The organism is Rugamonas aquatica, from assembly GCF_009380215.1.
GTDB lineage: Bacteria > Pseudomonadota > Gammaproteobacteria > Burkholderiales > Burkholderiaceae_D > Rugamonas > Rugamonas aquatica_B.
This window is the reverse complement of the sequence record NZ_WHUG01000008.1, coordinates 1-23,848: the sequence shown is the minus strand read 5'-3', so window position 1 is coordinate 23,848 and position 23,848 is coordinate 1. Positions and strand designations below refer to the sequence as shown.

24 protein-coding genes and 1 pseudogene are annotated in these 23,848 nt (G+C 64.1%); 10 read left to right on the top strand and 15 right to left on the bottom strand.

Annotated features, from left to right (window positions below):
- Positions 1-110 precede the first annotated feature (110 nt).
- Positions 111-2,372: a TonB-dependent receptor plug domain-containing protein gene (locus tag GEV02_RS19290; protein ID WP_328595861.1), complete on the bottom strand. Its 2,262-nt coding sequence runs from the start codon at positions 2,370-2,372 to the stop codon at positions 111-113.
- Between the two features lie 151 nt (positions 2,373-2,523).
- On the opposite strand from GEV02_RS19290, the gene asd reads away from it, so the two are divergent.
- Positions 2,524-3,372 carry an archaetidylserine decarboxylase gene (gene asd, locus GEV02_RS19285; RefSeq protein WP_328595877.1) on the top strand — a complete coding sequence of 283 codons (849 nt, stop codon included), beginning with the start codon at positions 2,524-2,526 and terminating at the stop codon, positions 3,370-3,372.
- A 3-nt stretch (positions 3,373-3,375) separates the two neighbouring features.
- On the opposite strand, the gene GEV02_RS19280 is transcribed toward asd, so the two are convergent.
- Positions 3,376-4,287 carry a LysR family transcriptional regulator gene (locus GEV02_RS19280; protein ID WP_152839510.1) on the bottom strand — a complete coding sequence of 304 codons (912 nt, stop codon included), beginning with the start codon at positions 4,285-4,287 and terminating at the stop codon, positions 3,376-3,378.
- 117 nt (positions 4,288-4,404) lie between these two features.
- Here GEV02_RS19280 and GEV02_RS19275 point away from each other — a divergent pair, with 117 nt between their 5' ends.
- Positions 4,405-5,004, top strand: coding sequence for an FMN-dependent NADH-azoreductase (locus GEV02_RS19275; RefSeq protein WP_152839509.1), 600 nt, complete (start codon positions 4,405-4,407; stop codon positions 5,002-5,004).
- A gap of 46 nt (positions 5,005-5,050) precedes the next feature.
- Positions 5,051-5,920, top strand: coding sequence for a pirin family protein (locus tag GEV02_RS19270; protein WP_152839508.1), 870 nt, complete (start codon positions 5,051-5,053; stop codon positions 5,918-5,920).
- A 40-nt stretch (positions 5,921-5,960) separates the two neighbouring features.
- Here the strand turns inward: GEV02_RS19270 and GEV02_RS19265 are convergent, their stop codons facing one another.
- Together GEV02_RS19265 and GEV02_RS19260 are read right to left on the bottom strand one after the other, a co-directional pair.
- The gene (locus GEV02_RS19265) at positions 5,961-8,348 is read right to left on the bottom strand and encodes an acylase (RefSeq protein WP_174999183.1); all 2,388 of its coding nucleotides are present in this window, start codon (positions 8,346-8,348) and stop codon (positions 5,961-5,963) included.
- A gap of 128 nt (positions 8,349-8,476) precedes the next feature.
- Entirely contained in the window at positions 8,477-8,743 is a 267-nt protein-coding gene (locus GEV02_RS19260) for a hypothetical protein (RefSeq protein ID WP_152839506.1), read from the bottom strand.
- 119 nt (positions 8,744-8,862) lie between these two features.
- On the opposite strand from GEV02_RS19260, the gene GEV02_RS19255 reads away from it, so the two are divergent.
- Entirely contained in the window at positions 8,863-9,327 is a 465-nt protein-coding gene (locus tag GEV02_RS19255; protein ID WP_152839505.1) for a hypothetical protein, read from the top strand.
- On the opposite strand, the gene GEV02_RS19250 is transcribed toward GEV02_RS19255, so the two are convergent.
- The 3 genes from GEV02_RS19250 to GEV02_RS19240 are packed head-to-tail and all read right to left on the bottom strand — an operon-like array spanning position 9,324 to position 11,430.
- On the bottom strand, positions 9,324-10,484 hold the full coding sequence (locus GEV02_RS19250) for an acyltransferase family protein (RefSeq protein WP_152839504.1): 1,161 nt from the start codon (positions 10,482-10,484) through the stop codon (positions 9,324-9,326). The genes GEV02_RS19255 and GEV02_RS19250 overlap by 4 nt on opposite strands.
- A gap of 17 nt (positions 10,485-10,501) precedes the next feature.
- Positions 10,502-10,792: a hypothetical protein gene (locus GEV02_RS19245; protein ID WP_152839503.1), complete on the bottom strand. Its 291-nt coding sequence runs from the start codon at positions 10,790-10,792 to the stop codon at positions 10,502-10,504.
- Complete coding sequence (locus GEV02_RS19240; protein WP_152839502.1) at positions 10,792-11,430, bottom strand: DUF1906 domain-containing protein; 639 nt, start codon at positions 11,428-11,430, stop codon at positions 10,792-10,794. The genes GEV02_RS19245 and GEV02_RS19240 overlap by 1 nt, the downstream gene beginning before the upstream one ends.
- Positions 11,431-11,604: 174 nt before the next feature.
- On the opposite strand from GEV02_RS19240, the gene GEV02_RS19235 reads away from it, so the two are divergent.
- From GEV02_RS19235 to GEV02_RS19225, 3 genes are all read left to right on the top strand, one after another.
- Positions 11,605-14,877 carry an nSTAND1 domain-containing NTPase gene (locus GEV02_RS19235; RefSeq protein ID WP_328595860.1) on the top strand — a complete coding sequence of 1,091 codons (3,273 nt, stop codon included), beginning with the start codon at positions 11,605-11,607 and terminating at the stop codon, positions 14,875-14,877.
- Positions 14,874-15,242 (top strand): hypothetical protein, encoded by a 369-nt coding sequence (locus tag GEV02_RS19230; RefSeq protein WP_152839501.1) that lies wholly within the window; start codon positions 14,874-14,876, stop codon positions 15,240-15,242. Before GEV02_RS19235 ends, GEV02_RS19230 begins: the two co-directional genes overlap by 4 nt.
- 106 nt (positions 15,243-15,348) lie before the next feature.
- Entirely contained in the window at positions 15,349-16,308 is a 960-nt protein-coding gene (locus GEV02_RS19225; protein WP_152839500.1) for a M14 family metallopeptidase, read from the top strand.
- On the opposite strand, the gene sugE is transcribed toward GEV02_RS19225, so the two are convergent.
- Positions 16,309-16,626, bottom strand: a complete 318-nt coding sequence (sugE, locus tag GEV02_RS19220; protein WP_008447704.1) for a quaternary ammonium compound efflux SMR transporter SugE — start codon at positions 16,624-16,626, stop codon at positions 16,309-16,311.
- A 115-nt stretch (positions 16,627-16,741) separates the two neighbouring features.
- Between sugE and GEV02_RS19215 the strand changes: the two genes are divergently transcribed.
- Entirely contained in the window at positions 16,742-17,098 is a 357-nt protein-coding gene (locus GEV02_RS19215; RefSeq protein ID WP_152839499.1) for a DUF1304 domain-containing protein, read from the top strand.
- Positions 17,099-17,132: 34 nt separating this feature from the next.
- Here the strand turns inward: GEV02_RS19215 and GEV02_RS19210 are convergent, their stop codons facing one another.
- Entirely contained in the window at positions 17,133-18,191 is a 1,059-nt protein-coding gene (locus tag GEV02_RS19210) for a hypothetical protein (RefSeq protein WP_152839498.1), read from the bottom strand.
- A 128-nt stretch (positions 18,192-18,319) separates the two neighbouring features.
- On the opposite strand from GEV02_RS19210, the gene GEV02_RS19205 reads away from it, so the two are divergent.
- Positions 18,320-18,616, top strand: a complete 297-nt coding sequence (locus GEV02_RS19205) for an ArsR/SmtB family transcription factor (protein WP_008447701.1) — start codon at positions 18,320-18,322, stop codon at positions 18,614-18,616.
- Positions 18,617-18,626: 10 nt separating this feature from the next.
- Positions 18,627-19,682, top strand: coding sequence for an alkene reductase (locus tag GEV02_RS19200; RefSeq protein ID WP_152839497.1), 1,056 nt, complete (start codon positions 18,627-18,629; stop codon positions 19,680-19,682).
- Positions 19,683-19,691: 9 nt separating this feature from the next.
- Here GEV02_RS19200 and GEV02_RS19195 read toward each other — a convergent pair whose 3' ends face one another.
- From GEV02_RS19195 to GEV02_RS32950, 6 genes and pseudogenes are all read right to left on the bottom strand, one after another.
- Positions 19,692-20,645, bottom strand: coding sequence for an MBL fold metallo-hydrolase (locus GEV02_RS19195; RefSeq protein WP_152839824.1), 954 nt, complete (start codon positions 20,643-20,645; stop codon positions 19,692-19,694).
- A gap of 73 nt (positions 20,646-20,718) precedes the next feature.
- Positions 20,719-21,768: an acetate kinase gene (locus GEV02_RS19190; protein WP_152839496.1), complete on the bottom strand. Its 1,050-nt coding sequence runs from the start codon at positions 21,766-21,768 to the stop codon at positions 20,719-20,721.
- A 21-nt stretch (positions 21,769-21,789) separates the two neighbouring features.
- On the bottom strand, positions 21,790-22,281 hold the full coding sequence (locus GEV02_RS19185; protein ID WP_152839495.1) for a hypothetical protein: 492 nt from the start codon (positions 22,279-22,281) through the stop codon (positions 21,790-21,792).
- Positions 22,282-22,293: 12 nt separating this feature from the next.
- Complete coding sequence (locus GEV02_RS19180) at positions 22,294-22,968, bottom strand: C39 family peptidase (protein ID WP_152839494.1); 675 nt, start codon at positions 22,966-22,968, stop codon at positions 22,294-22,296.
- Positions 22,965-23,366 carry a hypothetical protein gene (locus GEV02_RS19175; RefSeq protein WP_152839493.1) on the bottom strand — a complete coding sequence of 134 codons (402 nt, stop codon included), beginning with the start codon at positions 23,364-23,366 and terminating at the stop codon, positions 22,965-22,967. Before GEV02_RS19175 ends, GEV02_RS19180 begins: the two co-directional genes overlap by 4 nt.
- 56 nt (positions 23,367-23,422) lie before the next feature.
- Positions 23,423-23,848 (bottom strand): annotated as a pseudogene (locus GEV02_RS32950) (hypothetical protein); the annotation flags it as partial.

The following is a 23,848-nucleotide window of genomic DNA, read 5'->3' as shown; positions in this document are numbered from 1 at the left end:
CGCAGACTGTCGTCGTCGGGCTGGATGATCTCGGTAACTTTAGGCTTTTTCAGAGGAGGCCCGCGGCAATTAAGTACACCGCAGCATCATATCACCTCATTATCCCGCCTTCAAAAACGCTTTTCCACCGTCACGCGCAGCTGGGTTTCGCCGCCGGCCACCGTCGTGCGGTTGCTCGTGCCGTTGCTGTCGTTGTACAGGCTTTCCATCACGTAGTCCTGCGCCAGCAGATTGGAGACGGCCACCCGCAGATTGTTCTGGGTGTCGATTTTCCACAGGGCGTAGACATCCAGGTCGCGGCGCACGCTGGTGTAGCCGCCCTGCGTGCCGCTCACGCGGACCAGGCCGCCGTTGCGGAAGCTGAAGCTGCTGCCGGTGGTGAGCACGCCGCTCGGGCTCTTGTAGTCGATGCCCAGCGTGGCGCTCAGCGGGGTCTGCTGGTCGAGGCGGTTGTCCGGCCCCGGCACGCTCTCCACCCGCGACCAGTTGCGGCTGACGCTGGCGCGCAGGTCCAGCGCCGGCGCATGCTCGACCAGCGCGCGCATGGGGAACTTGGCCTCCAGTTCGATGCCGCGCGTTTCGGCGCGGCCGTCGTTGATCGAGGTCGAGACCCAGCGCTGGTTTTCATACAGCAAGCCCTGGTGGGTGTAATTGTCGATGCGGCGCATCGAGGCGCTGGCGCTCAACAGGCCACCCTCGCCCCAGTAGTGTTCGAACGACGCATCCAGGCCCAGCGCCAGTTCCGGTTTCAGGTGCGGATTGCCGCGGCGGTCCGGATCGGTCGCGCTGTTGTTGGTCGAGGTGAACTTGCGCGGTATCAGGCTCGATGTCGACGGCGCCTTGTAGGTGCGGGTCAGCGCCACGCGCAACTGGTCCTTCTTGTTGGGGAACTTGAACAGCGTCTGCATCAGCGGGCTGAACACGCTGGAGCGCTGCTGCACCGCATCGAAGGTATTGCCGTCGCTGCGGGTGTCCAGGCCTTCCCAGCGCAGGCCGGTGTAGAGCGACCACTGCGGCGTCAGGTTCCACTCGTCCTGGCCGTACAACGCCAGCCGCGTGACCTTGGCCGAGAAGCCCTCGTCGCTATTGTCCGGCGTGCTACCCGGCAGCGCGGCCTCGCGTTGCGTGCGCTGGTCGTCGCGCTGGGTCAGGCCGACATCCCAGCCCATGGCCAGCGCATGTTCGGTCGGCGCCTCGCCCTTGCCGTCGGCCGGCGCGGCGCCGAAGGTCAAGGGCCGCGAATACTTGCCCTGGGTGCTGAAGCCGTGCTCGGTGCCGACCGAGGTGACGGTGCGCGCCAGCGTCGGCGGCAAGCCATTGTTGCCGCCGATTTGCAAGGAATCGGAAGTGTTACGGTTGTCGCTGACACCGGCCTTCAGGTCCAGCTTGGCGCCCTCGCCCAGCTTGTGCACCCAGTTCAGGTCGGTACGGCCGAAGCCGTTGTGGCTGCTGTAGGTGCTGTCGATGCGGTCATAGTCCGGGCCCCGGCCCAGTGCGGTGGCGGTGCGGCTGTGGCTGTTGCTGGCGAACTGGTTCAGGTTGATGAAGGTCTGCGACGTCACCGTGTCGCCGTTGTCCAGGGTCCAGTTGATGCGCGGCGACAGGTTCATGCCGTCGGCGCGGCCCTGGTCTTGCCACGGGGCGGAGCGGCTCAGGTTGGGCAGGCCGGCGGCGTCGGTGCCGCTGTCGAACACCGGCGTCAAGCGGTTGTACATATAGCGCCAGGCGTTGCCGCCGAACGAGTAAGAGGCCGCGCCCATCTTGTCCGACATCTGCAGGCTGAGCGACGGCGAGCTGAACTTGCTGCCCTTGGCTTCGCTGAACTTGAACTCGCGCTGCGCGGCTTTCAACGCCTTCTTCAGCACGATGTTGATGGTGCCGGCGATCGACTGCGTGCTGAACTCGGCGCTGGCGGCGCGCAGGATTTCGATGCGCTCGATGACCTCGGGCGACAGGCTGTCGATGGCGAAGCCGGCCGGCGCGCGTTCGCCGTTGATCAGGATCTGCGTGTAGCCATTGCCCAGGCCGCGCATGCGGATCTCGCCACCGCTGCGTCCAGCCGCGCCGCTGACGGTGATGCCGGGCACACGCTTGAGCACGTCGTTGACCGAGGTGTCGCCGTATTTCTGGATCTCCTCACTGGTGACGACGGTCTTGCTAGCGGTATCATCGCGGCGCGCGTCATAGCTGGCGGCCGCGCCTTTGACTTCCACTTTCTGCATAGTCGCGGCCTCGGCCGGCTTGGCGGATTTGAGCGGTTTGGCGGGCGCTTCCGGCGCCTCGGCCTCGGCCCAGGCCGCGCCAGCGGCCATGTAGAGTGAGAAAACGGCGGTGGCTATCTGCGTCAGGCGGAATTGGCGTACAGGCATCATTCTAGAGGGCAAGTTGTCGGACAAGTGGGAGCGTGCATTATGCCTTGTTTTATTCAAAACGTTCAGTAAATAACAAGGGCTTCAGATTGTTTAGTACGAATTCCTAAACCCCGGCGCTATAATGCGCAGTCGTTCACCACATGGATTCCCTATCGTGTCCCGTCTTGCCGTTCTGCCGCACTACCTGCTCCCCAAGGGAGCGTTGACCAATTTCGCGGGCCGCATCGCCGGCGCCAAGGGCGGCGGCAAGACCACCTGGCTGATCCGCTGGTTCGTCGGCAAATACAACGTCAACATGGACGAGGCGCTCGATCCCGACATCGCCAACTACGCCAGCTTCAACGAATTCTTCACGCGCGCGCTGCGCCCGGAAGCCCGTCCTATCGCCGATGTCGACTTCATCTGCCCGATCGACGGCCGCATCAGCCAGTTCGGCGACATCAAGGAAGACCAGATCTTCCAGGCCAAGGGCCATAATTTCAGCACCACCGCGCTGGTCGGCGGCGACGCCGAGCTGGCCGCCAAGTTCCAGAACGGCAGCTTCGCCAACCTGTACCTGAGCCCGCGCGACTACCACCGCATCCACATGCCGTGCGACGGCAAGCTGACCCGCATGATCTACGTGCCGGGCGAGCTGTTCTCGGTCAGCCCGGCCGCCGCGCGCGGCATCCCCGGCCTGTTCGCCCGCAACGAGCGCGTGGTGTGCGTGTTCGACACCGCCCACGGCCCGTTCGTGATGACCCTGGTCGGCGCCACCATCGTCGGCAGCATGGCGACCGTGTGGCACGGCGTGGTCAATCCGCCGCGCCAGCCGCACGTGTGCGAGTGGCAGTACGACGACCAGAACATCGTGCTGAAAAAAGGCGAGGAACTGGGCCGCTTCCTGCTCGGCTCCACCGTCGTCATGCTGTTCCCGCAAGGCCTGATGAATTTCAACCCGGACTGGCAGCCTGCCGGCCCGGTCCAGCTGGGCCAGGCCATGGCCACGCTGAAAAAGTAAGCCTTACCCCCCGTACGGCCGCCCTTCCTCAAAGGCGGCCTCCAGCATATCGAGGAACACCCTGGTCTTGGCCGGCATCAGCCGGCGGCCGGGGAATACCGCCCAGCCGGTGACGATGGGGAAAGCCCACTCCGGCAACACCCGCACCAGCGTCCCATTCTGCAAATGCTCGCGCGCGAACAGCTCGGTCGAGGCGGCGATGCCCACGCCGGTGGCCGCCATGCGCACCAGCAGTTCCGGCGAATTCGCCAGCAAGCGCACCGGCAACTCCCGCGCCCACTCCGTCTTGCCACGCAGGAGCTTCCAGCGTATCAATCCATTCTGCCGAGGCGGCAGGCTCAGCAGGTCATGCTTGAACAGGTCGTCCGGATGTTCCGGCAACCCGCGCAGCGAGGTGTACAGCGGCGACGCGTACAGCGCGATCTTGCTCAGCGTGACCCGGCGCGCGGCCAGCGAGGCATCGTCCGGCAGATCGCCCATGCGGATGGCCAGGTCGAAATTTTCCGCCACCAGGTCGACCCGGCGCGGCGACAGGTCCAGTTCCAGCGAGATGGCCGGGTACTGGTGCATGAAGCGCGTCATCATCGTGCCCATCGCCACGTTGGCGAAGTCGGCCGGCATCGACACCCGCAACAAGCCGCTCGGCGCGCCCTGCCGGTGCTGCGCCAGCGCGGCGGCCTGTTCGGTTTCATCGGCCACCCGGCGCGCATGCTCCAGCAGGCTGGCGCCAAACTCGGTCAGCACCAGCTTGCGCGTGGTGCGCTGGAGCAGGCGCTCGCCCAGCTGCGCCTCCAGCAGCGAAAGGCGGCGCGACACCGTCGATTTGGGCAAGCCCACCCGCTGCGCCGCCAGGCTGAAGCTGCCGCATTCGACGATGCGGGCGAACAAAAGCAGGTCTCCCGGGTCAATTTCCATAGGACTGTTCCATCAGTGGATTAATGTTATCCATTTTAGCGTCTTCCGGAATGAATTTGAAACGATTAAAGTGACTCCATCGCAGCACACACCCGACTACAGACAAGGAGCAACACCATGAACATCCTGCAAATCAACTCCAGCGCCCGCAGCACCGGTTCCGAATCGACCCGTCTGGCCGACGCCATCGTCGCCAAAGTCCGCGCCGCCAATCCAGCCGCCGCGCTGGTGCGCCGCGACCTGGCAGCCGATCCGCATCCGGTGATCGACGAGCCTACGCTGCAAGCCCTGTTCACCCCGGCCGACCAGCGTACCGAAGCCCAGGCGACCCGCGTCGCGCTGGATGATGCGCTGATCGCCCAGGTGCAAGCGGCCGACGTGATCGTCATCGGTGCGCCGACCTACAACTTCGGCATCACCGCGCAGCTGAAAAGCTGGTTCGACGCGATTGCCCGCGCCGGCGTGACCTTCAAGTACACGCCGACCGGTCCGGTCGGCCTGCTGAGCGGCAAAAAAGTGTACGTGGCCCTATCGCGTGGCGGCGTGCACCGCGATGGTCCTAGCGATACGCAGCTGGCGCACATCAAGATGTTCCTGAACTTCGTGGGCCTGAGCGATGTGCAATATGTGTTCGCCGAAGGTTTGGGCATGGGTCCGGAAGCCGTGGCCAAGGCCCAGGCGCAGGCTGAAGCAGAGATCAACGCAGTACTGGTGTAACACTGGCGCCGCACGGGCGGCGCTACAACGAACCAAGGAGCATGACATGACCGATCAAGTAAGCACCCCTCGCAGCGTAGAGCGCGTTATCACCGGCCAGGCCGTGATGGACGGCGCCGGCGTCAAGATCAACCGCGTCCTGACCCAACCGTTACAGCGCCGCCTAGACCCGTTTTTGATGCTGGATAATTTCGGCAGCGACCAGGCCAACGATTACATCGCCGGCTTCCCCAGCCATCCACACCGGGGCTTTGAAACCGTGACCTATATGCTGGAAGGCCGCATGCGTCACAAAGACAGTTCCGGCAACGAAGGCTTGCTGACCAACGGCGGCGTGCAATGGATGACCGCAGGCCGCGGCGTGATCCACTCGGAGATGCCGGAGCAGGAAGAAGGCGTGATGGAAGGCTTCCAGCTGTGGCTGAACCTGCCCGCCAAGGACAAGATGCGCGCGCCGTGGTACCGCGATTTCAACGGTGCCGATGTGCCGGCCTACACCACGGCCGATGGCGTGGCGGTGAAAGTCATCGCCGGCAGCAGCCACGGCGTGGCCGGTGCGGTGCAGCGGGAAGTGACGGAGCCGATTTATCTCGACATCCACCTGCCGGCCGGCGCCAGCTTCAGCCAGGCGCTGCCGGAAGGCCACAACGCCTTCATCTTCACCTATCGCGGTGAAGTGAGCGTCGGCGACAAGGCGGTGGCATCGGGCCGCATGGCGATACTGGCGAACACGGCAGGCGCCGATGGCGTGACGGTGCATGCGGAGCAAGCCAGCCGCTTGATCCTGGTCGCCGGCCAGCCGCTGAACGAGCCGATCGCGCAGTACGGCCCGTTCGTGATGAACACGCAGGCCGAGATCTTCGCCGCCGTTGAAGATTTCCGCGCCGGCAAGCTGGGCGAGGAAGCTCACGCTTGAAGCGCAAACGCCGCCGGGATGCTAGTCCGGCGGCGTTTTTTTACGGCGTGCTGATGCGCTTGGTTTTATAGGCGGCGTCGCCGGTGATCTGCGCCTCCGTGTACGGCTGGGTGATCCAGGCCTTCTGCGAGAAGCGCTCGGTCTGGTCGGCAAAGTATGGCGACGACGACTGGCTCGACTGCGAGTAGCTCAGCATCGCCTGCGCCACCGGGCCGTTCTTGTCGAAGGTGACGGCCTGGATGTAGCTGGTGCCGTCGGTGACGTCGCGCTGGCCGCCGCCGATATCGACACTGCTGATGGCGTTGTAGACGCCGTAGCTGTCTTCGCCGCCGTGGATCGGAATTTTCTTCGATCCGCGCACCGCCACCTGGATATCGCCCCACTTCGCTTCCGGCGACCAGCCCTTGGCGGCCGCGGCGCGCACCGAATCCTGCAGCGCCAGCCGCAGCGTCGACAGCACGCCCTGATCGCCCAGGTTCAGGCCGCGCGGCGTGCGCACCGGGTCGGCCGCATCGAAGGGCACCGCCCACACCTCCTGATCGCCCACCCGGTCCCACAGGCCGGCGAAGTAGAGATAGCCGATGTTCGCATCCAGGTTGGCGGTGCGGTCCCATGCGCCCAACTTGACGCAGGCGGCGGCCAGGTCGGCGCCGCCGCATACTTTCAGCACATCGTCCATCACCTGCTGCGCCACGTAGACGCGGTTGTTGAGCGCGATCTGCTGCAGCTGCGCCAGGCTCATGCGGTTGCCAGCGAGCCCGTCGGTGCCGGCCAGCCGCGCCTGCAACTGGCTGATGCCGATGCGCGTGCGGCCGCTCTGCTCCGTCCCCTGCACGCTGACGATGGCCGGGAACGACACCAGCGGCGCGGCCGGATTGGTCATCCAGGCGCTGTCGTTGGAGTTCTGCACGAAGTCGCTGCGCGACAGCGCCGGCAGGCTGGCGCCGGCGAAGATGCCGGCCTGCGGCGCGGCCGGGTCGCTGCCCCAGGCGCAGGCGGCGCGGCTGCCGTCGAGCACGACGATGCCGAAGCCGGCCAGCGCCTGATCGTCCGCCCCGACGCAGGCGGCCTGCTTGGCGGCGGAAACGTTCGGCACGGCGGTCACGTCCAGGTACAGCGCCTGGCCGTCCTTGTCGGCCGCCAGCGTGTTCACCCACGGCAAGCCGACCATGCGCACGATCGCCTCCCTGAACTCGGCCAGCGAGGCGGCGCGGTCCATCGCGTACCACTGCGACAGCAGGCGGTGGTTGTCCTTGTTGGCGTCGCCCAGCGCGTAGGCGCTGCTGCGGTCCCAGCCGGCGATGCCCGGCACCACGGCGATCATGCCGAACTCGGTGCTGTAGAAGTCGCGCGACTGCGGCTTGATGGCGCCGTCCGCGCCCTTCACGTCGATCGTCACGGTGCGCTTGGTCATGCTCTTGCTCTGGCCGTCGACGAGGTAGCGGGTCGGGTCGGCCGGATCCAGCTTGAGCCGGTGCAGCGTGAAGTGCGACGAGGTGTTGACCGTGTGGCTCCACGCCAGGTTCTGGTTAAAGCCGATGTTCACCAGCGGCATGCCGCCGAGCGAGGCGCCCATCACGTCCATCTTGCCCGGTATGGTCAGGTGCAGCTGATAGAAGCGCAGCGGGCCTTTCCACGGGAAGTGCGGATTCCCCAACAACATGCCCTGGCCGTTGTCGGTGGCGTCCTTGCCCAGCGCGACGGCATTGCTGCCGGTGCGCCGATGCAGGCGGCGCCAGTATTCGGGGCTGAGGACATCCGGCTCACCGGCCTGCGTGCCGGCGCCACCCGCGCGTTGGCGCGCGCCCTGCGCCGTCTTGCCCGGCGGCGCGGCGGCGTACAGTGCGCCGATGAACTGGCTGGAGCTGCCTTCGACCGCATAGCGGCGCATCATGCGCATCAGGTCGGTTTCGCTGAGTTCGCGCACCCATGCGGCGCCCTTGCAATCGCCCGGCAGGTTGGCGACGCCGGTCTCTTTCAGGTATTGGTTGTAGCCGGCCACATAACCCTTGACCAGCGCCTGGACCTCGTCCGGCTGCGCCGCCCATGCCTGGTTCAGCGCATCGGCATCGTTGAGGATCTGGTAGAAGTAGTCGGCCTCCAGGTTGCTGGTCGTATAGCCGGTGCGGGTGCCGTCCGGCCCGAAGTAGCGCGAACGCTGGCCGTTGGCGGTGACGACTTCCTCGGCCAGCGCGCACAGGTTGTCTTCCGCATAGGCGTAGCCGACGCCGTAGCCGATATCGCCCTCGTTATTGCCTTTGATGTGGGGAATGCCGAATGCCGTGCGGCGGATGTCGGCCTGGTATTTGGGGACCGGTGTGGCAGGCATGCCTGGTTTGTCGGGTGTGCTGCTGCCGCCGGAGCAGGCGGCCAGCGCCGCCAATAAAGGCAGCAGCGCGCGGCCAAGCCGCAGTGTTGAGGATGTCATGGGAAAGCCCTTTGATCGGAAGGAAACGGCAAGATGCGCAATATTGCAAATCTTGCACGGAAAATCCATCCGATTTTGAAAGGACTCGAAGACCGGGACTACCAGTGGCGCCCAGCAATACCTATCACTCAGCCTTCTTTGCGCTGGTCGCGCAAGGCACACAAATCACGCATCAGGCGCCGGAGGCCGATATCCCGCTCGCGTCGTTCGCGCCGGTCACTGTCAGCCAGCAACTGGCGCACCTGACGGCGCAACTGGAAATTATCGACGGCGTACCCAACCAACACCACCGCCATGACCAAACCTGTCATCGGCTCTCCGCCAAAGTGCAAGGAGGCCCATGCCAACCAGGCGCAAATAGTTCCCACGACGAGCAAAGCGATGCGGTCAACCATTGTCGGCTCCAGGCTGGTGAGTGGTGCTTGTGGTCAAAGAAGCATAGGTATTCTACACAAAGACCGATCGATACCCATCAGGTTCGGTAGAGCATCGCGACTCAGGATAAAATGCCGGCATGATGCCCACACTCCTCAAATGGCTGCGCTACCTGAGCCACGTTCTCGGCTTTGAGACGGCCGATTCCTTCCCGCCCGGCCACCCGTATGAACGGACGCGCTGGAACGGCGCCTATTTCGACATCGCTTCCGACGTCAAGCCGGACCAGATCGAAAGCCGCCTGTGCGAGGCAATCGGCAATACGCCGCTGGTGTTCGGCTACATCATCAACCCGACGCCGCGCATGCAGCGCGCGCTGCTGGCCATGCTGGAAGAGCGCATGCGCAACAACCGCGGCCGCGCCAGCGAACTGGCGGCCCTGCTGGTGCGCGCCTACGACAGCCCGCACATCACCGAAGTGGTGCCCGGCCTGCGCGCCGCCATCGCCGCCACCCGCCATGAAGACATCGGCGAACGCGCACGCAGCGTCATGGCCTTCCTGGGATCGATGCAGTCGCCGTTCGATGTGATCGAGTTGAACTAGGCCACCGCGCCAGCCGGCACGACCGGCCGCGCGAAGTTGCCCGGCACGTAGCGGTCGCGCAGCTTCATGAACGGCGTCTCCACCAGCAGATACAGCAGCCAGCCGGCCAGCACGCTGGCCGCGCTCATCAGCACAATGGCCTGCCAGCTGTCCGGCCCCCACCCCTCGGCCTGCAACGGTGCGCGCAACAGCACGCACAGCGTCTTGTGCGTCAGGTAGATCGCGTACGACCACAGCGCGATGCTGGCCGCGCCCGGCACCCACAGCCTTTGCAGCAGCGAGCCGGGGCTCAGGGCCGCGATCAGCAACAGCGTAAAACTCAACCCCAGCATCGGATAGCCGATCACCGTCATCGCGTAGCCGTAATGGTCTTCGATGAACAGCGACCAGGTCAGCGCCAGCAGCGCCGCACCGGCCGCCAGCGTCCAGTTGCCGCGCGAGGTCAGCCGCGCCCACGCGCCCGCATGATGGTTCTTCAGCAGCGCCAGCGCGACACCGGCCACCAGCTCATCGAAGCGGCACAGCGACGAGTAATAGATCAGCGTGTAGTAGTGAAAGCCGCCCTGCTCCACCGTCGCCGCATGCTCGGTCCACAGATGGCTGCGGATCGCCATGCCCGCCAGCAGCGTGCCGATCACCGCCAGCCAGGCCATCAGCAGCGGCTTGCGGCAGGCTGCGATGGCCAGCGCCACGGCCGGCAGCAGGAAATAAAACTGTTCCTCGACGCATAGCGACCAGGCGTGCGAAAACGCCGTGCCCGGCATCAGCTGGATATTCTGGGTGAAAGTGAGGAACTTCCACAGCGGCGGCAGCACGCTGTTGCCGCGAAATACCGGCCACAAGGCATACAGCGCCAGCACGACATAAAAATTCGGCAAGGTGCGCAGCAAACGGCGCGCATAAAACCGCACCAGCGAAAAGCGCTCACCGCCATCCGACTGCCGCGAGCGGCGGATGCCGCCCAGGATCTGGTTGCCGATCAAATAACCGCTGAGCGCGAAAAACAGGTCGACACCCGTCCAGCCGATTTCGCTGAACCAGCCGAAAGTCGGGCTACCACTGACAAACAGCATGTAATGGTTGGCAAACACCAGCACGATGGCCAGCGCGCGCAAGGTGTCGAGGCCGGCATTGCGGCCAGGGGAACTAGGATTCATCCCCGCATCTTACCAAATCAAGGTGAGATCACCATATTGAGAACGTTGTTGACCACGCTGAGCACCGCCGTGCTGTCGGCCGCGATCGCGTGGTTGTGGCCGTGGCTGGAGTAGTAGTCGGTCCTGCCCAGCCGGATGCAGTCGATCGCCGCGCTGATCCCGTTGCTGATGGTGTAGGCCGACAGCAGCATGTCCGGCGCGGTCACGAACTTCAGCACCACGTCCTGGCCGGTATTGTTAAGGAAAATAGTCTTGGCCGGCTTGACCGTCTTCAGCGACACGACTTCGGTAAATTGTATCGTCAACATCACAGCACCCGGAACAGGCCTGCCGGGTAGCCGTCGTTGGTGCGCGTCAGATCGACGCTGATGCGCTTGCCGTCATCGACCAGCAGGCTGGCCGCCGCCAGCTGCTTGAGGCTGAAGCCGACATAATCGCGCGAACCGTGGTACTCGGGCGACGGCGACAGCCAGCTCAGCGCCGCCAATCCCTTCAGCACCATCGCCTCGCAACAGGCGCCGGAGCCGTACACCCCGACCTGATACTTGGGCTCCCCCGGTCCGGCCGCCCGGAACGCCTGGTTGATCCCCTCGAAATACGCGCTGACCGGGCCGGCGATGGCCTCATCCGACGGATTGAAATCCACCGCAAAGTAAATCGCCGAACCGGACGGCTGGGTGATGACCGACTGCGCCATCAGATACGCGGCCGCGCCATCCGCGCACCCTTGCGCCCGGCTGAAATAGTTCAAGTGGTCGCCGCCCGCCTGCCACAGCGCACCGATCTGGATGCTGGCGTCGGTCAGCGAACGGGCTTCGGCCAGCGACAGGCTCTTGCCCGCCTGGTGGCTGTAATAGCGGATCGCGAAATCAATTCCTTGTTGCTTAATGGCAATTGCGTGCTGCGTCAGTTCAAATGGCGCTTTCAGGCCAGTCAGAACAACCATGACATCTCCAGGTAAATTGGGGGGTGCAGTTTCCCCAGTGTTAATGTTAGTATTTGCAAAATATGTAGATATGAAACAACTGTAAACAAACGCTGCAAAAATGGCCTTCCGAAAACCTTCTGAGCGCCAAGCTGTTGATTACAAAGAAATTCTCTCTGAACAAAGAAGGTCCGTGTGAATCACAAAAGCTTTCGTTTCGGGCAGTGGCGGGTCGATCCAGCCACCAATACTCTCAGTTGCGGCGACCTGAGCCGCCAGCTGGAGCCACGCGCCATGGATGTTTTATTGCATTTATGCAATCATCCGCATGTCGTCGTTTCGGCTGAAACTTTGCTCGATGCGTGCTGGGGCGACATCTCCCCCAGCGACAACGCGGTCCACAAAATCATCACCCAGCTGCGGCGGGCGCTGGACGATTCGGCGGTCGAACCGCGCTATATCGAAACCATCCGCAAGCGCGGCTATCGTTTGCTGGCCGAGCTCAGCTACGACGACGACGTCAGCAACGGCAGTTGGCTGCACGCCTCGCCGTTCCGCGGCCTGGAAGCGTTCGAGGAACAGCACGCCGCCATCTTCTTCGGCCGCAAGCTCGGAGTCGATCAATTGGTGCAAGTGGTGGTCAGCCAGGTGCAGGCCGCCTGCGCGATGGTGCTGGTGCTCGGTCCTTCCGGCGCCGGCAAGACCTCGCTGGTCCAGGCCGGCCTGATCCCGGCCCTGAAAGCGGGCGCCGCACCGGCCGAGTCCGGCTTGGCGATCGCCAGCCATCTGCAACTGGACTGCGCCGACATGGGCCAGGCCAGCCTGCTCGACACCCTGGCCAGCGTGCTGCTCGATGCCGAGCTGGACAGCCAACTGCTGTTTGAAAACACCAGCGCCGTGTCGCTGGCCCAGCGCCTGGCGCAAGACCTGCCCGGCCTGATCGCCCAATTGCAGACGCGGATGCCGGCGATCCGGCTGATGCTGTTCATCGACCGCTTCGAAGCCATCTTCCGCCTGCCGCATATCGGCGAGCAGGAACGGGCCGTGTTCATCCACGTGCTCGACCAGTTGGCGCGTTCCGGCTGCATCTTATTGGTGCTGGCCTGCCGCAACGACTTCTACCCTCACCTGACGGCCTACCCGGCGCTGATGAGCATGAAGCTGCGCGGCGGCCACTTCGACCTGGCGCCGCCCGGCGCGGCCGACATCGCCCAGATCATCCGCCACCCGGTGCAAGTGGCGCAGTTGCGCTACACGGTCGATGCCGCTGGCGAATCGCTGGACCAGGTGCTGATCGACGCCGCCAAGGCCGGCCCGGACACGCTGCCGCTGCTGCAATACTGTCTACAGGAGCTGTACCGCCTGCGCAGTCCCGACGGCGAGCTGAGCCACGCCAGCTTCCACGCGCTCGGCGGGCTGGAAGGCGCCATCGGCGCGCGTGCCGAACAGGTGATCTCGGCGCTGGGCAGCGCGCAGATCGCCGCGCTGCCGCATGTGCTGTCGCAACTGGTGCTGGTGGCGGAGGATGAATCCACCGTCACCTCGCGCCGCGTGCCGTGGTCGGCGCTGCGCAACGAGGCCGATCATGGGCTGGTGCAGGCGCTGGTCGACGCCCACTTGTTCGTCAGCGATCTGCACGGTGGCGCGCCCGCCTTCGGCATCGCCCACGAAGCGCTGCTGCGGCGCTGGCCGCGCGTGGTGGCGTGGATCGAGGAACACCGCCAGGCCTTGCAAGTGCGCAGCCGCATCAGCGCGCAAGCCAGGCGCTGGCAAGACAGCGGCCGCAAGCCCGACATGCTGCTGCCATCCGGCACCCAGGCGAATCAGGCGCGCCAGCTGCTCAAGACCAGCGACTTCAGCTTCACGCCGCAGGAACAGGCGTTCGTCCACGCCTCGCTGCAAGGCGTGCGGCGCGGCGAGCGGCTGCGGTTGACGATCACCATCGTCATGGCCGGTCTGGCGCTGCTAGCCGGCGGCCTGTTCCTGATGGCGCGCTCGGCGCAACAGGCAGCCGAACAGCACCGCACCGAGGCCGAGGAATTGATGGGCTACATGCTGGGCGACTTCGTCGACAAGCTGCGCCCGCTGGGCAAGCTGGACCTGCTCGACAGCGTCAGCAACCGCGCGTTGAAGTACCTGTCCGATCCGATGCGTAGCGATGATGGCGATGCTGCATTGGCCCAGCGCGCCAAGTCCTTGCAAGTGCTGTCTGAAGTAAGGATTTCGCGCGGCGATCCAGCCGGCGCCAACACTGCACTGCTGGCGGGCCGCGACATCCTCCGTCAACAACTGAAATCCAAACCAGATGACCTTGCGCTGCTCAAAAGCGCAGGCGAAAATGCCTTCTGGCTGGGGCAAATTCAGCTCGATCAGAAAGCATGGGACAAGTCTCAGGAGTACTTTGAGCAGTACCGGAGCTACGCCGACCGTCAAGCAACAGTCGCGCCGACCTCTACAGACGCGTGGATCGAACAGTCCTATGCTCACAACAACCTTGGCACCGTCGCGCTGCGGCGCGGAGACCTACAGCGAGCAGCCGATGAATTTGCACTGTCCGTCGATTTAAAACAGCGTGCCTACGCTCAAACACCAAAAAACAAACGCCTCGCTGCCGATCTCGCAGACAGCCTTTCGTGGCAGGCCCGCGCTCAGCTGCAATTGGGCCAGTTGGCGTTGGCCGAAACACTAGGAACACGCGAGCTCGCGTTGCTGCAAACACTGCGTGACGCCCATCCCGCCGAGACATTGTGGGTAAACCGTCTGTCATCGGCCTGGTCGCATCTGTCGGACCTCAGGCTAGCACGCGGCGACCTCGCTGCCAGTCATGAAGCCATGCAGCAGGCATATACGCTGCTACAAACCATCGTGGAGAAAGATACCAGCAACCGGAATTGGCAGCGTAATTTATACATCGCCGAGATCGGTCTCATTGAAACGGAAAGCGAAGACCAGAAACCGGCGTCGAAGCTTGCGCGGCTGGATAAACTGGAACAGAACTTTTCTGAGCTCATCCGCCTGGAACCCAAAAAAATAAATCTTCAAATGGTCCAGGCCAGGGTGCGACGGATCAAGGCGGCGATACACTTACGGGAACACCGGCTCGCAGACGCCAGCGCCAACTTGGACCCAGCTGTCGAGAAGCTGGAGCAGCTTTACTCAGCCACGCCAAGCGACCAACTGATACGCTCTGTCTTGATCGACGCACTACTCCTGGATGCGGAGCTGGGCGCATATCAAAATGCAGACACCGCACATCGTCGCTGCGAAGCAGTGCAGACACTACTGCGGCCGTTGGTCAAAGGAAGCACCGATTTCCGGGTTCTTGCTCCATGGGTCAAAGCCCACGCATGCCTTGGACAACATGAACAAGCGGCGCCTATGCGCAAGCAACTTGAGGCGATGTCATATCGTGATCCTGCCTACCTGCAATACCTTTCCACCCACCCACTGAAGAAAGCAAGTTCATGAGTAAATTCATCGCAAGTACACCATTCATCAACATTTTGGTAAAGGTCCGGCCGGGCGCAAAACCAGGCACCTACAAGGTTGAAACCATGCCTGCCATTCTTCGCGTTTCCCAAACCGATACGATCATCAACTACCAGATTTTCGATAGCGGCACCGACAATATCGTATTCACCGGCATGACCGTGGCACCGGAAGACAACGATCAATTCAGCGAAGAGAGCATCAGCATCAGCGGCAAGCAGCTGACCTTCTGCGATGCCAACACCTCCAAAATGACGCTGAACATCATGCTCCACTTCAAGGATGACGACGGCGTGCAATTCATGCACGACCCGCAAGTCGAGAACGAGCCAGAAGGCGGCTAAACTCATCCAGTCCGATGCCGCAGCGATGGGGCATCGGACTGCACAAGTTCCCATCTATTGGCACAAGGTATAAACTGTTTACTTTGATGACTCTGATGGGGTAGGCATGATCGTCACCGCCGGCTTGCAATTCAAATCCGTTCAATACAGCGGCCAACATCCCGGCACGCGGCTGATCGTCACCGGCGCCGTGCACGGCAACGAGACCTGCGGCACCAAGGCCATCACGCGTGTGATGGGGCATTTGGACAGCGGCCAACTGACGATACGCAACGGCAGCGTCACCTTCGTCCCCATCGTCAATCCGCTGGCCTACGCCAAGGGCGAGCGCTCCGGCGACCGCAACCTGAATCGCAACCTGTTCCCCAGCCCGAACCCGCAAGATTTCGAAGACCGCGTGGCCAACTGGCTGTGTCCGCTGCTGGCGCAGCATGACGTGCTGCTGGACCTGCACTCGTTCAACGCCGCCAGCGAGCCGTTCGCCATGGTCGGCCCGCGCAACAACGATGGTCCGCTCGAACCCTTCAAGCACGAGCAGCAGGAACGCGCAATGGCGCGGCGGCTCGGCGTGCGGCGCTTCGTCGACGGCTGGCTGCGCACCTATGGCGCCGGCGTGCAGCGCCGCCTGCGCAACGAGGGCGAACTGCAAACCGTGCTGCGCTACGGCATGGGCACCACCGAATACATGCGCAGCACCGGCGGCTACGCGCTGACGCTCGAATGCGGCCAGCATGCCGATCCGCAAGCGCCCGAGGTCGGCTACCGCGCCATCCTTAACACCCTGGCCTTCCTCGGCCTGATCGACGCGCCCTCGCCCGAGCCCATCGCCGACGATGCAATGGAAGCGCTCAGCATGGTGGCGGTCTACGACAAGCAGCATGCGGACGACCGCTTCAGCCGCGCCTGGTCCAGCTTCGATCCGGTGCAACAAGGCGAACAGATCGGCACCCGCAACGACGGCACGCCGGTGCTGGCCGAGTTCGACGGCCGCATCCTGTTCCCCGACGCCGCTGCCGGCGCCAACAGCGAATGGTATTACCTCACGCGCGCCAATCCCGCCTTCTGATCAGACGGTCGACAGCTTCAGGCCGACGATGCCGCCGATAATCATCGCGATGCAGCCGACGCGCAGCGCGCTGGCCGGCTCATTGAGCACGACGATGCCGAAGATCACGGTGCCGACGGTGCCGATGCCGGTCCAGATCGCATAAGCGGTGCCCAGCGGCAGCGTGCGCAAGGCCAGGCCCAGCATGGCGACGCTGCCGGCCATGGCGCCCAATGTCAGCACGGTCGGCAATGGCTTGCTGAAGCCGTCGGTGTATTTGAGGCCGACCGCCCATGCCACTTCCAGCAGGCCGGCCAGGATGAGGATTATCCAGGTCATCGAGTGTCTCCAAAAATGCCGGAAACTATAGCATCGCCAGCCAAACTCTGCTGACGCCTTCCCGCCGCGCGCCGAGCAGTACATAATGCTCGTTCAATAATAATGAGGAGCATCCATGCAATTACTGGCGCAGATCGTCACCGGCCTGGTGGCGCTGATACATGTCTACATCGTTCTGCTGGAAACGGTGCTGTTCCAATCGCGCGGCCGCCGCGTGTTCGGGCTGACCAAGGAGAAGGCCGACATCGTCCAGCCGGCCATGTCCAACCAGGGTTGCTACAACGGCTTCCTGGTGGCGGCGCTGGTGGTGGGTTTTGTGCATCCGGATCCGGCGATCGCATCGGCGTTCACCGTGTTCGGCCTGGCTTGCGTGGCGGTGGCCGGCATCTGGGGCGGCGTGACGGTCAAGCGCTCGATCCTGCTGATCCAGACCCTGCCCGCCGTCATCGCCCTGGCCCTGCACTTCGCCTGACATCCGGGGTCAGGTCCGCCATTTCTACACGGCCTCAGCCGTTGGTGGGCTTGACGCCGTTCAGGCTCGGCAAGGTGATGGCCTCGATCACCACCGGGGCCGGTTCCGGCGCCGGTTTGGCGCCGCTGCCGCGCAGCGCCAGCAGCCAGCCGATGCCGTCGAACCAGAACGGCGCACCCAGCGATGAGGCGAAGGCCGTGATGATCCATCCCATCAGCGCGAACACCAGCGCGCCCGCGAAGGCGCACACGCCCCTGTCCCAGGCGCCCACAAAGCGCGGCGACGGCCAGCCGATCGGCAAGACCTGCAACGCTTGCACATCCTTTTTGGCCTCGGCCGCCTGGCTCAGCGCAGTCGGCGCGGGGGCGCCGGGAGCAACCGCAGCAGGCAGCTTCATGGTGCCGGCAGCCATGGTGTCTGAGACTTGCTGCGCCGTCTTGGCCGCGAAGTCGTCGTCACGCCACAGGCGCTGGCTCAGCTGCAGCGCATCGATATTCATCGCGCCCGCATAGAACAGGCCCACGCAGAACAGCACCAGCTGCGAGCGCCGCTTGTACCAGCCGGTGATGCGGTCCATCACCGTGTCGTACCAGATACGCACGGCGTTCTCCAGCGCGGCCACATCGTCCGGTCCTTCGCCCATGATGGCCAGCAGCGTGCGGCTCAATCCTTCATTGCCGACATTGGCCAGCAGCAGCGCCGCCGTCTGCCCCTTGCCGTACTTGGCCGTCAGCGTCGACACAAACGCCCGCGCGAAGATCGCCGACGGAATATAGGACGGCATGCGGCCCTGCTGCGCCAGCCCGGCGATCAGCGGATGCGTCATGACGGCGGCCGACAGCGAATGCGGCCCCAGCTTGGCTAGATTGAAGCCGCTGTCCAGCCGCAGGAAGCGCTTGATCGAGGGAATGATGCCGCGTAGATGAGACTTGCCGGCCGGCTCATGCAGCATGGTCAGCACGCCATCGACCAGGATCTTGGCGCGGGTCTGGAACAGCGAAGCGATGGCTTCGCGCGTGGCGCTGCACAGCAGGCTCACGGCCAGGAAAGTGTAGGACAGCCCGATGGCCACATCCAGGTAATGACTCGACATACGGCCCTCATTAAACTTCGAACAATGTTCCCATAACATAAATGATTTTTTGGCCGCCAGCACGTTTTTCTTTTATATCGTAAGATGACGATATTGAAATCGGAAAAAGACGATCCATATATCGTTACATGCAAATGGACATAGACGCTATCCACAAAGCCCTCGCCAACCCGATGCGGCGCCAGATCCTGGCGTGGCTGAAGGAGCCCGAGGTGTATTTCTCAGACCAGCAGCATCCGCTGAGCCTGGGAGTATGCGCCGGCCTCATCGACCGGCGTTGTGAACTGTCGCAATCGACGGTGTCGGCGCATCTGGCCACCCTGCTCAAGGCTGGCCTGATCACCTCCCACCGCGTGGGGCAATGGAATTACTTTAAACGCGACGAAGCCCTGATCCAGGCCTTCATCGATCAAATGACACTATAGGAAACTCATCATGGCAAACCTTTTCGACCCGCTCACCATCGGCGACATCACCCTGAAAAACCGCATCGTCATGGCGCCGCTGACCCGCGCCCGCGCCATCGGCGGAGCCCGCGTGCCGAACGCGCTGATGGCCAAGTACTACGAGCAGCGCGCCACCGCCGGCCTGATCCTGAGCGAGGCGACCGCCGTCACGCCGCAGGGCGTGGGCTATGCCGACACGCCGGGCCTGTGGTCCGACGAGCAGGTGGAAGGCTGGAAGCAAGTCACCGAGGCCGTACATAAAGCCGGCGGCGTGATCTTTGCCCAGCTGTGGCACGTGGGCCGCATCTCCGACCCGAGCTTCCTGAACGGCGAAGCGCCGGTGTCGGCCAGCGCCATCGCCGCCGAAGGCCATGTCAGCCTGCTGCGTCCGCAACGCGCCTATCCGGTGCCGCGCGCGCTCGATACCGAAGAGCTGGCAGGCATCGTCGCCGCCTACAAGAAAGGTGCTGAGAACGCCAAAAAGGCCGGCTTCGACGGCGTGGAAATCCACGGCGCCAACGGCTACCTGCTCGACCAGTTCCTGCAAGACAAAACCAACCAGCGCACCGACAACTACGGCGGCTCGATTGAAAACCGCGCCCGCCTGATGCTGGAAGTGACCGATGCCGCCATCGCGGTGTGGGGCGCCGGCCGCGTGGGCATGCACCTGGCGCCGCGCCGCGATTCGCACGACATGGGCGACTCCAACCCGGCCGCCACCTTCGGCTACGTGGCGCGCGAGCTGGGCAAGCGCAAGATCGCCTTCATCTGCGCGCGTGAAGCGGTGGGCGAAGACAGCCTGGGCCCGTTGCTGAAGAAGGAATTCGGCGGCGTCTACATCGCCAATGAAAAGATGGACAAGCAAACCGCGCAGCAAGTGCTGGACGCCGGCACCGCCGACGCCATCGCTTTCGGCAAGGCCTTCATCTCCAACCCGGACCTGCCGCGCCGCCTGCAACTGGATGCGCCGCTGAACGAGTGGAAGGCCGAAACCTTCTACGCGCCTGCGGAAGAAGGCTACACCGACTATCCAGCGCTGGCCTAAGCTCCTCGCTTATCGCGGCAGCGCGTAGTTCACCGGCACGAACTCGTAACCCTTGCCGTTGACGCGCACATGGCCCAAGGCCGGGAACGACAGGTGCGGGGCGCCGATCAGGTAGCCCCCCTTGGCCGCCGCCGCGAACGCTTCCTTGCGTTCGGCGATGGCGATCTTGCTGTCGGTGTCGAAGGTGACGCCGACGCCAGGATTTTCAAACTGCACCGCCTGCACGTGCAGCAAATCGCCCAGCAAGGCCAGCTTCTGGCCCTTGCTCTCCACCACATAAGTGATATGCCCCGGCGTGTGGCCGCCGTTGAAATAGGACTTGATGCCCGGCACCAGCTCGCTGTTGGCGATGATGGGCTGGAACTTGCCCGCCTTGACGTAGGGATTCAGCGACATCATCGCGCCCTGGAAGTCTTCCTTCTCCTCGCCGGTCGCCTTGTCCAGGTTGCTCTGGTTCAGATAAAAATCCGCATCCAGCTTGCCGGCCCGGACCACCGCGTTCGGAAACACGCGCTGCTCGTTGGCCGCCAAGCCGCCCACATGGTCGCCATGCATATGGCTGATGTAGATCTCGTCGACCTGCTCCGGCTTGTAACCCGAGGCCTTGAAATTGGCCAGCAGCTTGCCCGCCGTCGGGCCGAACAGGCTGGCGGCGCCGGCATCGATGAGCACCAGCTTGCTGCCGGTATTGATCAGGAAGGCATTGATCGAAGTTTCCAGCGGACTCTTCTCGAACGACCGCGCCAGCGCCGCATTGGTCTTGGCCGCCGGCTGCTTGAGCAGCTTGTCGACCGGCAGGTCGATGGTGCCGTCGTTGAGCACGGTGATTTCGAAATCGCCCAGCGTGGTGCGGTAAAAGCCCGGCGCCTGGAACTTGGCCATCGGCGCGGCGGCCTGTGCCATCGAACTGGCCATAGCCACCGCCAGCACGGCTGCGGTTCGGGTCAAGGTGGTCGTCGTCATCATAGCGTCCCTGTTTTTTTAACAATCAAGAAACGCTACGATACCGCAAAATCCGCCGCTTGGGCCACGCGCTCTACAGGGATAGCGGCATGCGGAACGATAGTTGCACGTCCGGCGTATCGCGCGTGAGCCCGGCGCCGACCGCGATGTTGATGGTGCGCTTGTCGTTGAGCCGGTACGACAAGCCCATCAACAACGTGCCCAGCTGCGTCCGCACCGAGCCCGGCACCGGCACGCCGTTCTGCCGCGTGCGCGCGATCGAGCTGTGGTCGTAGCCAAAGCTGATCAGCGCCTTGTCGTTCAAGGCCAGGCCCATGCCGAAATTAAAGCCCACCACATCGCCCGGCGCGACCGTGCCCAGCGGCTCCCACTCGCCGTTCAACACCTTGCGGTTGACGTTGCTGCGCTTGAAGTTGTACAGGTAGCTGACGCCGCCGAACAGGATGGCCGGGTCGCTGGCATACAGCCACGTCAGGCTGGGCTGCACGGCATAGAAGCCTGAGCCGGTGGGCAATTCCAGCGGCAAGCCGGTGCCGGTGGCGTCCGGTCCCACGCAGCGCTTGCTGCAATCGGTGACGACCTTGAACGGATCGGTGCCGGTGCGCGACTTGACGCGCAAGCCGGCCACGTAATACGGCCGGTCCGGCGCGCCCTGGTTGAGCTGGTAGCGCAGCGCCAGCTCGGCATCGCCCACGCCCTTGCCGCTGGTTTCAAACACCTTGTCGACACCGGTGCCGGTGAACAGCTCGCGGCTGACGGTGGAATCGGTGCGGTACACATAGGGCAGCTTCAACTCCACTTCGGCGCGATTACTGAGGCCGTAGCGCAGCGAGACGGCGCCGGTCAGCGTGTTGCGCTTGATCTCGCGCACGTCCACCAGCCCGATCAGCAAAGCCGGGATGATGGTGTAACCGACCAGCACCACGCGGTTGCTCGACGAATAGCCGAACTGCGCCGACGGCTCCAGCACCAGCTTGCCGCGTGGCGTCAGCACGCCCGGCTGTTCGAACAAGGGCGCCACGGCCGGCGGCGCGGTATCGCCCTGCTGTTGCTGAGCCTGCGCCTGCACCGCCGCGCACACCATCCACACCAGCGCGCTGGTTTGCCATCTCACACTACGCATCGCCACCCTCCGTCGTTATGTTCATTTCGGCCCCACCGCAGCGCTCAGGGCATCGCGCAACATGCTTTCAAAATTGACCGCCTTGAGCAGCGCCAGATTGCTGACCGTGGTGCTGATCGTGGTCTGGCTGCGGATGGCCTGGTCGTTGATGCTGTTCTGTATCAGCAAGGAACCCAATGCCGGCGCGGCCTGCATGGCGTCGGCCACATTGCCCGCACCGTTCTGCACCACCACCGCGGCCAGCGCATCGCTGGCCATGCGGGCTTCTTCAGCGCTCAACTTTGTCACATCGGCGATCGCAAAACGACTGTTTGCTACAACACTGCCATTGATCGAAACCAAACGTTCGACACCTAGCGAGACCATGAGTCCGCTGCCCAGTTCGTAACCGCCGCGCGCCTGCTCCAGCGTGGCGTCATCGACGGCCAGCCAGCCGTCGGTCGGGTCCGGCAAATCGCCGGCGTGCGCCGCCGCCCCGCAGGCCAGCAGCACGGTCAACATCGCTTTGCGCATACGCGCCTCCGTTCAGTAATTGCCGCTGCCGTTCTTGGGCAGCGTAATGTCGGTCAGCGAGCCGCGATTGATGCCCTGCTCCAGCGGCGCGCGCGGCGCAACGCGCCAGTCCGCCGCCAGGTTGAAGTGCGGCTGCCCGCGCCAGTTATGGATCAGGAACAGCAACTGGTCCTGCCACACCGCCTCGAAGTCCGCGCGCCGCATCGCCCGCGTGCCGCCGGCCGGATCGCCCAGCAGCACGCGGCCGTCGTCCACGCCCTTGATGACGACGAAATGTTCATAACCGTTTTCGCGGATGCGTACGATGGCCGGAAAGCGCGCCTCGGCCAGCTTGTGCAAGGGCTGCTGATAGCCGTCGGCGATGAAGCCCAGCCCGGCCAGATAACGCTTCATGTCCAGCAGCGAAAAGCCTTCGCGCTGGATTTTCTGCTGGTCGCCCTGCGCGTACATGGCATCGAACACCTGCCGCTCGCTGACGGGCGTGTCGTAGTGATAGCTGAGCAGCGTCGCCACCGCCGCCGAGCCGCAACTGAAATCGAACTGCTGGCGCACCGTGGAACGGAAGCGCGCCTCCTTCAGGCTGGTGACATGCAGCGCGTAGCTGCTGCCGGCCGCGCCGGGCAAGTCCACCGCGCCCGCCTGGCCGCACGCAATGGCGGCCAGCACTGCAAAGGCATAGGTCTTCATCGCATCTGGATGTTGATGATAGTGGCGTTCTGGATCAGCACATTGGCGCCGGAGTTCTGTATCGCCACCGGCAAACCGGCGGCATTGCTGAACGAGCCGCTGCTGATCGAGTTGGCGCCGGTGTACACATTGACAGCGGAGTTGCCGCTGACCGCACCGCTCAACTGCATATCGTTGTTGACCGCATCGGCGCCCGCGCGCTTGCCGGCCAGCTTGGCGGCCGGTAGCGCGCTGTTCTCGAACCCGGCCGGATCGGCGGTGACAATGACGATGGCGCCGGGCAGCAGCGCCGGCCGGGATAGCGCCGGCGGCGGCAACAGCGGCTCGATCGACGGCGCCGCCAGCGCATTGCCGCCCAGCGCCAGCGCCGCAAACAAACTGAAAACTGGTGTATGCATACCGTACTCCCTGTAGATGGCGGGATGCGCCCTGCCGCGCGCATCCCGCGCCTGCGCTACTTGCCGACCGCCAGATTGGCCTGGACGTTGACACTCTGCTGCACCAGCGAGGCGATGCCGCTGTTCTGCGCCGTCACCATGATGCCGGCGGCCGACTGGCCGACATTGCTCATGGTGTTGGACATATTGAACGTGCCCGCCGTCACGGACACATCGCCACCAGCGCCACCCGTACCGCCGGCTGCTGCACCGCCGGTCGCCGCACCGCCGGTGATGGTGCCACCGCTGCCGCCCGTGCCGCCGGTGTTGCCGCCACCGCCAGCACCGCCTGCGCCGCCCGCACCGCCGGTCGAACTGCCGTTGGTGGGATTGCCGTTGCTGGCCGTGCCGCCGCTGGCCGCACCACCCGTCGCGCCTGCGCCGGCCGTATTGCTGGCCGCCCCGCTGCTGCCGCCATTGCCGCCGGTCGCATTGCCGGTGTT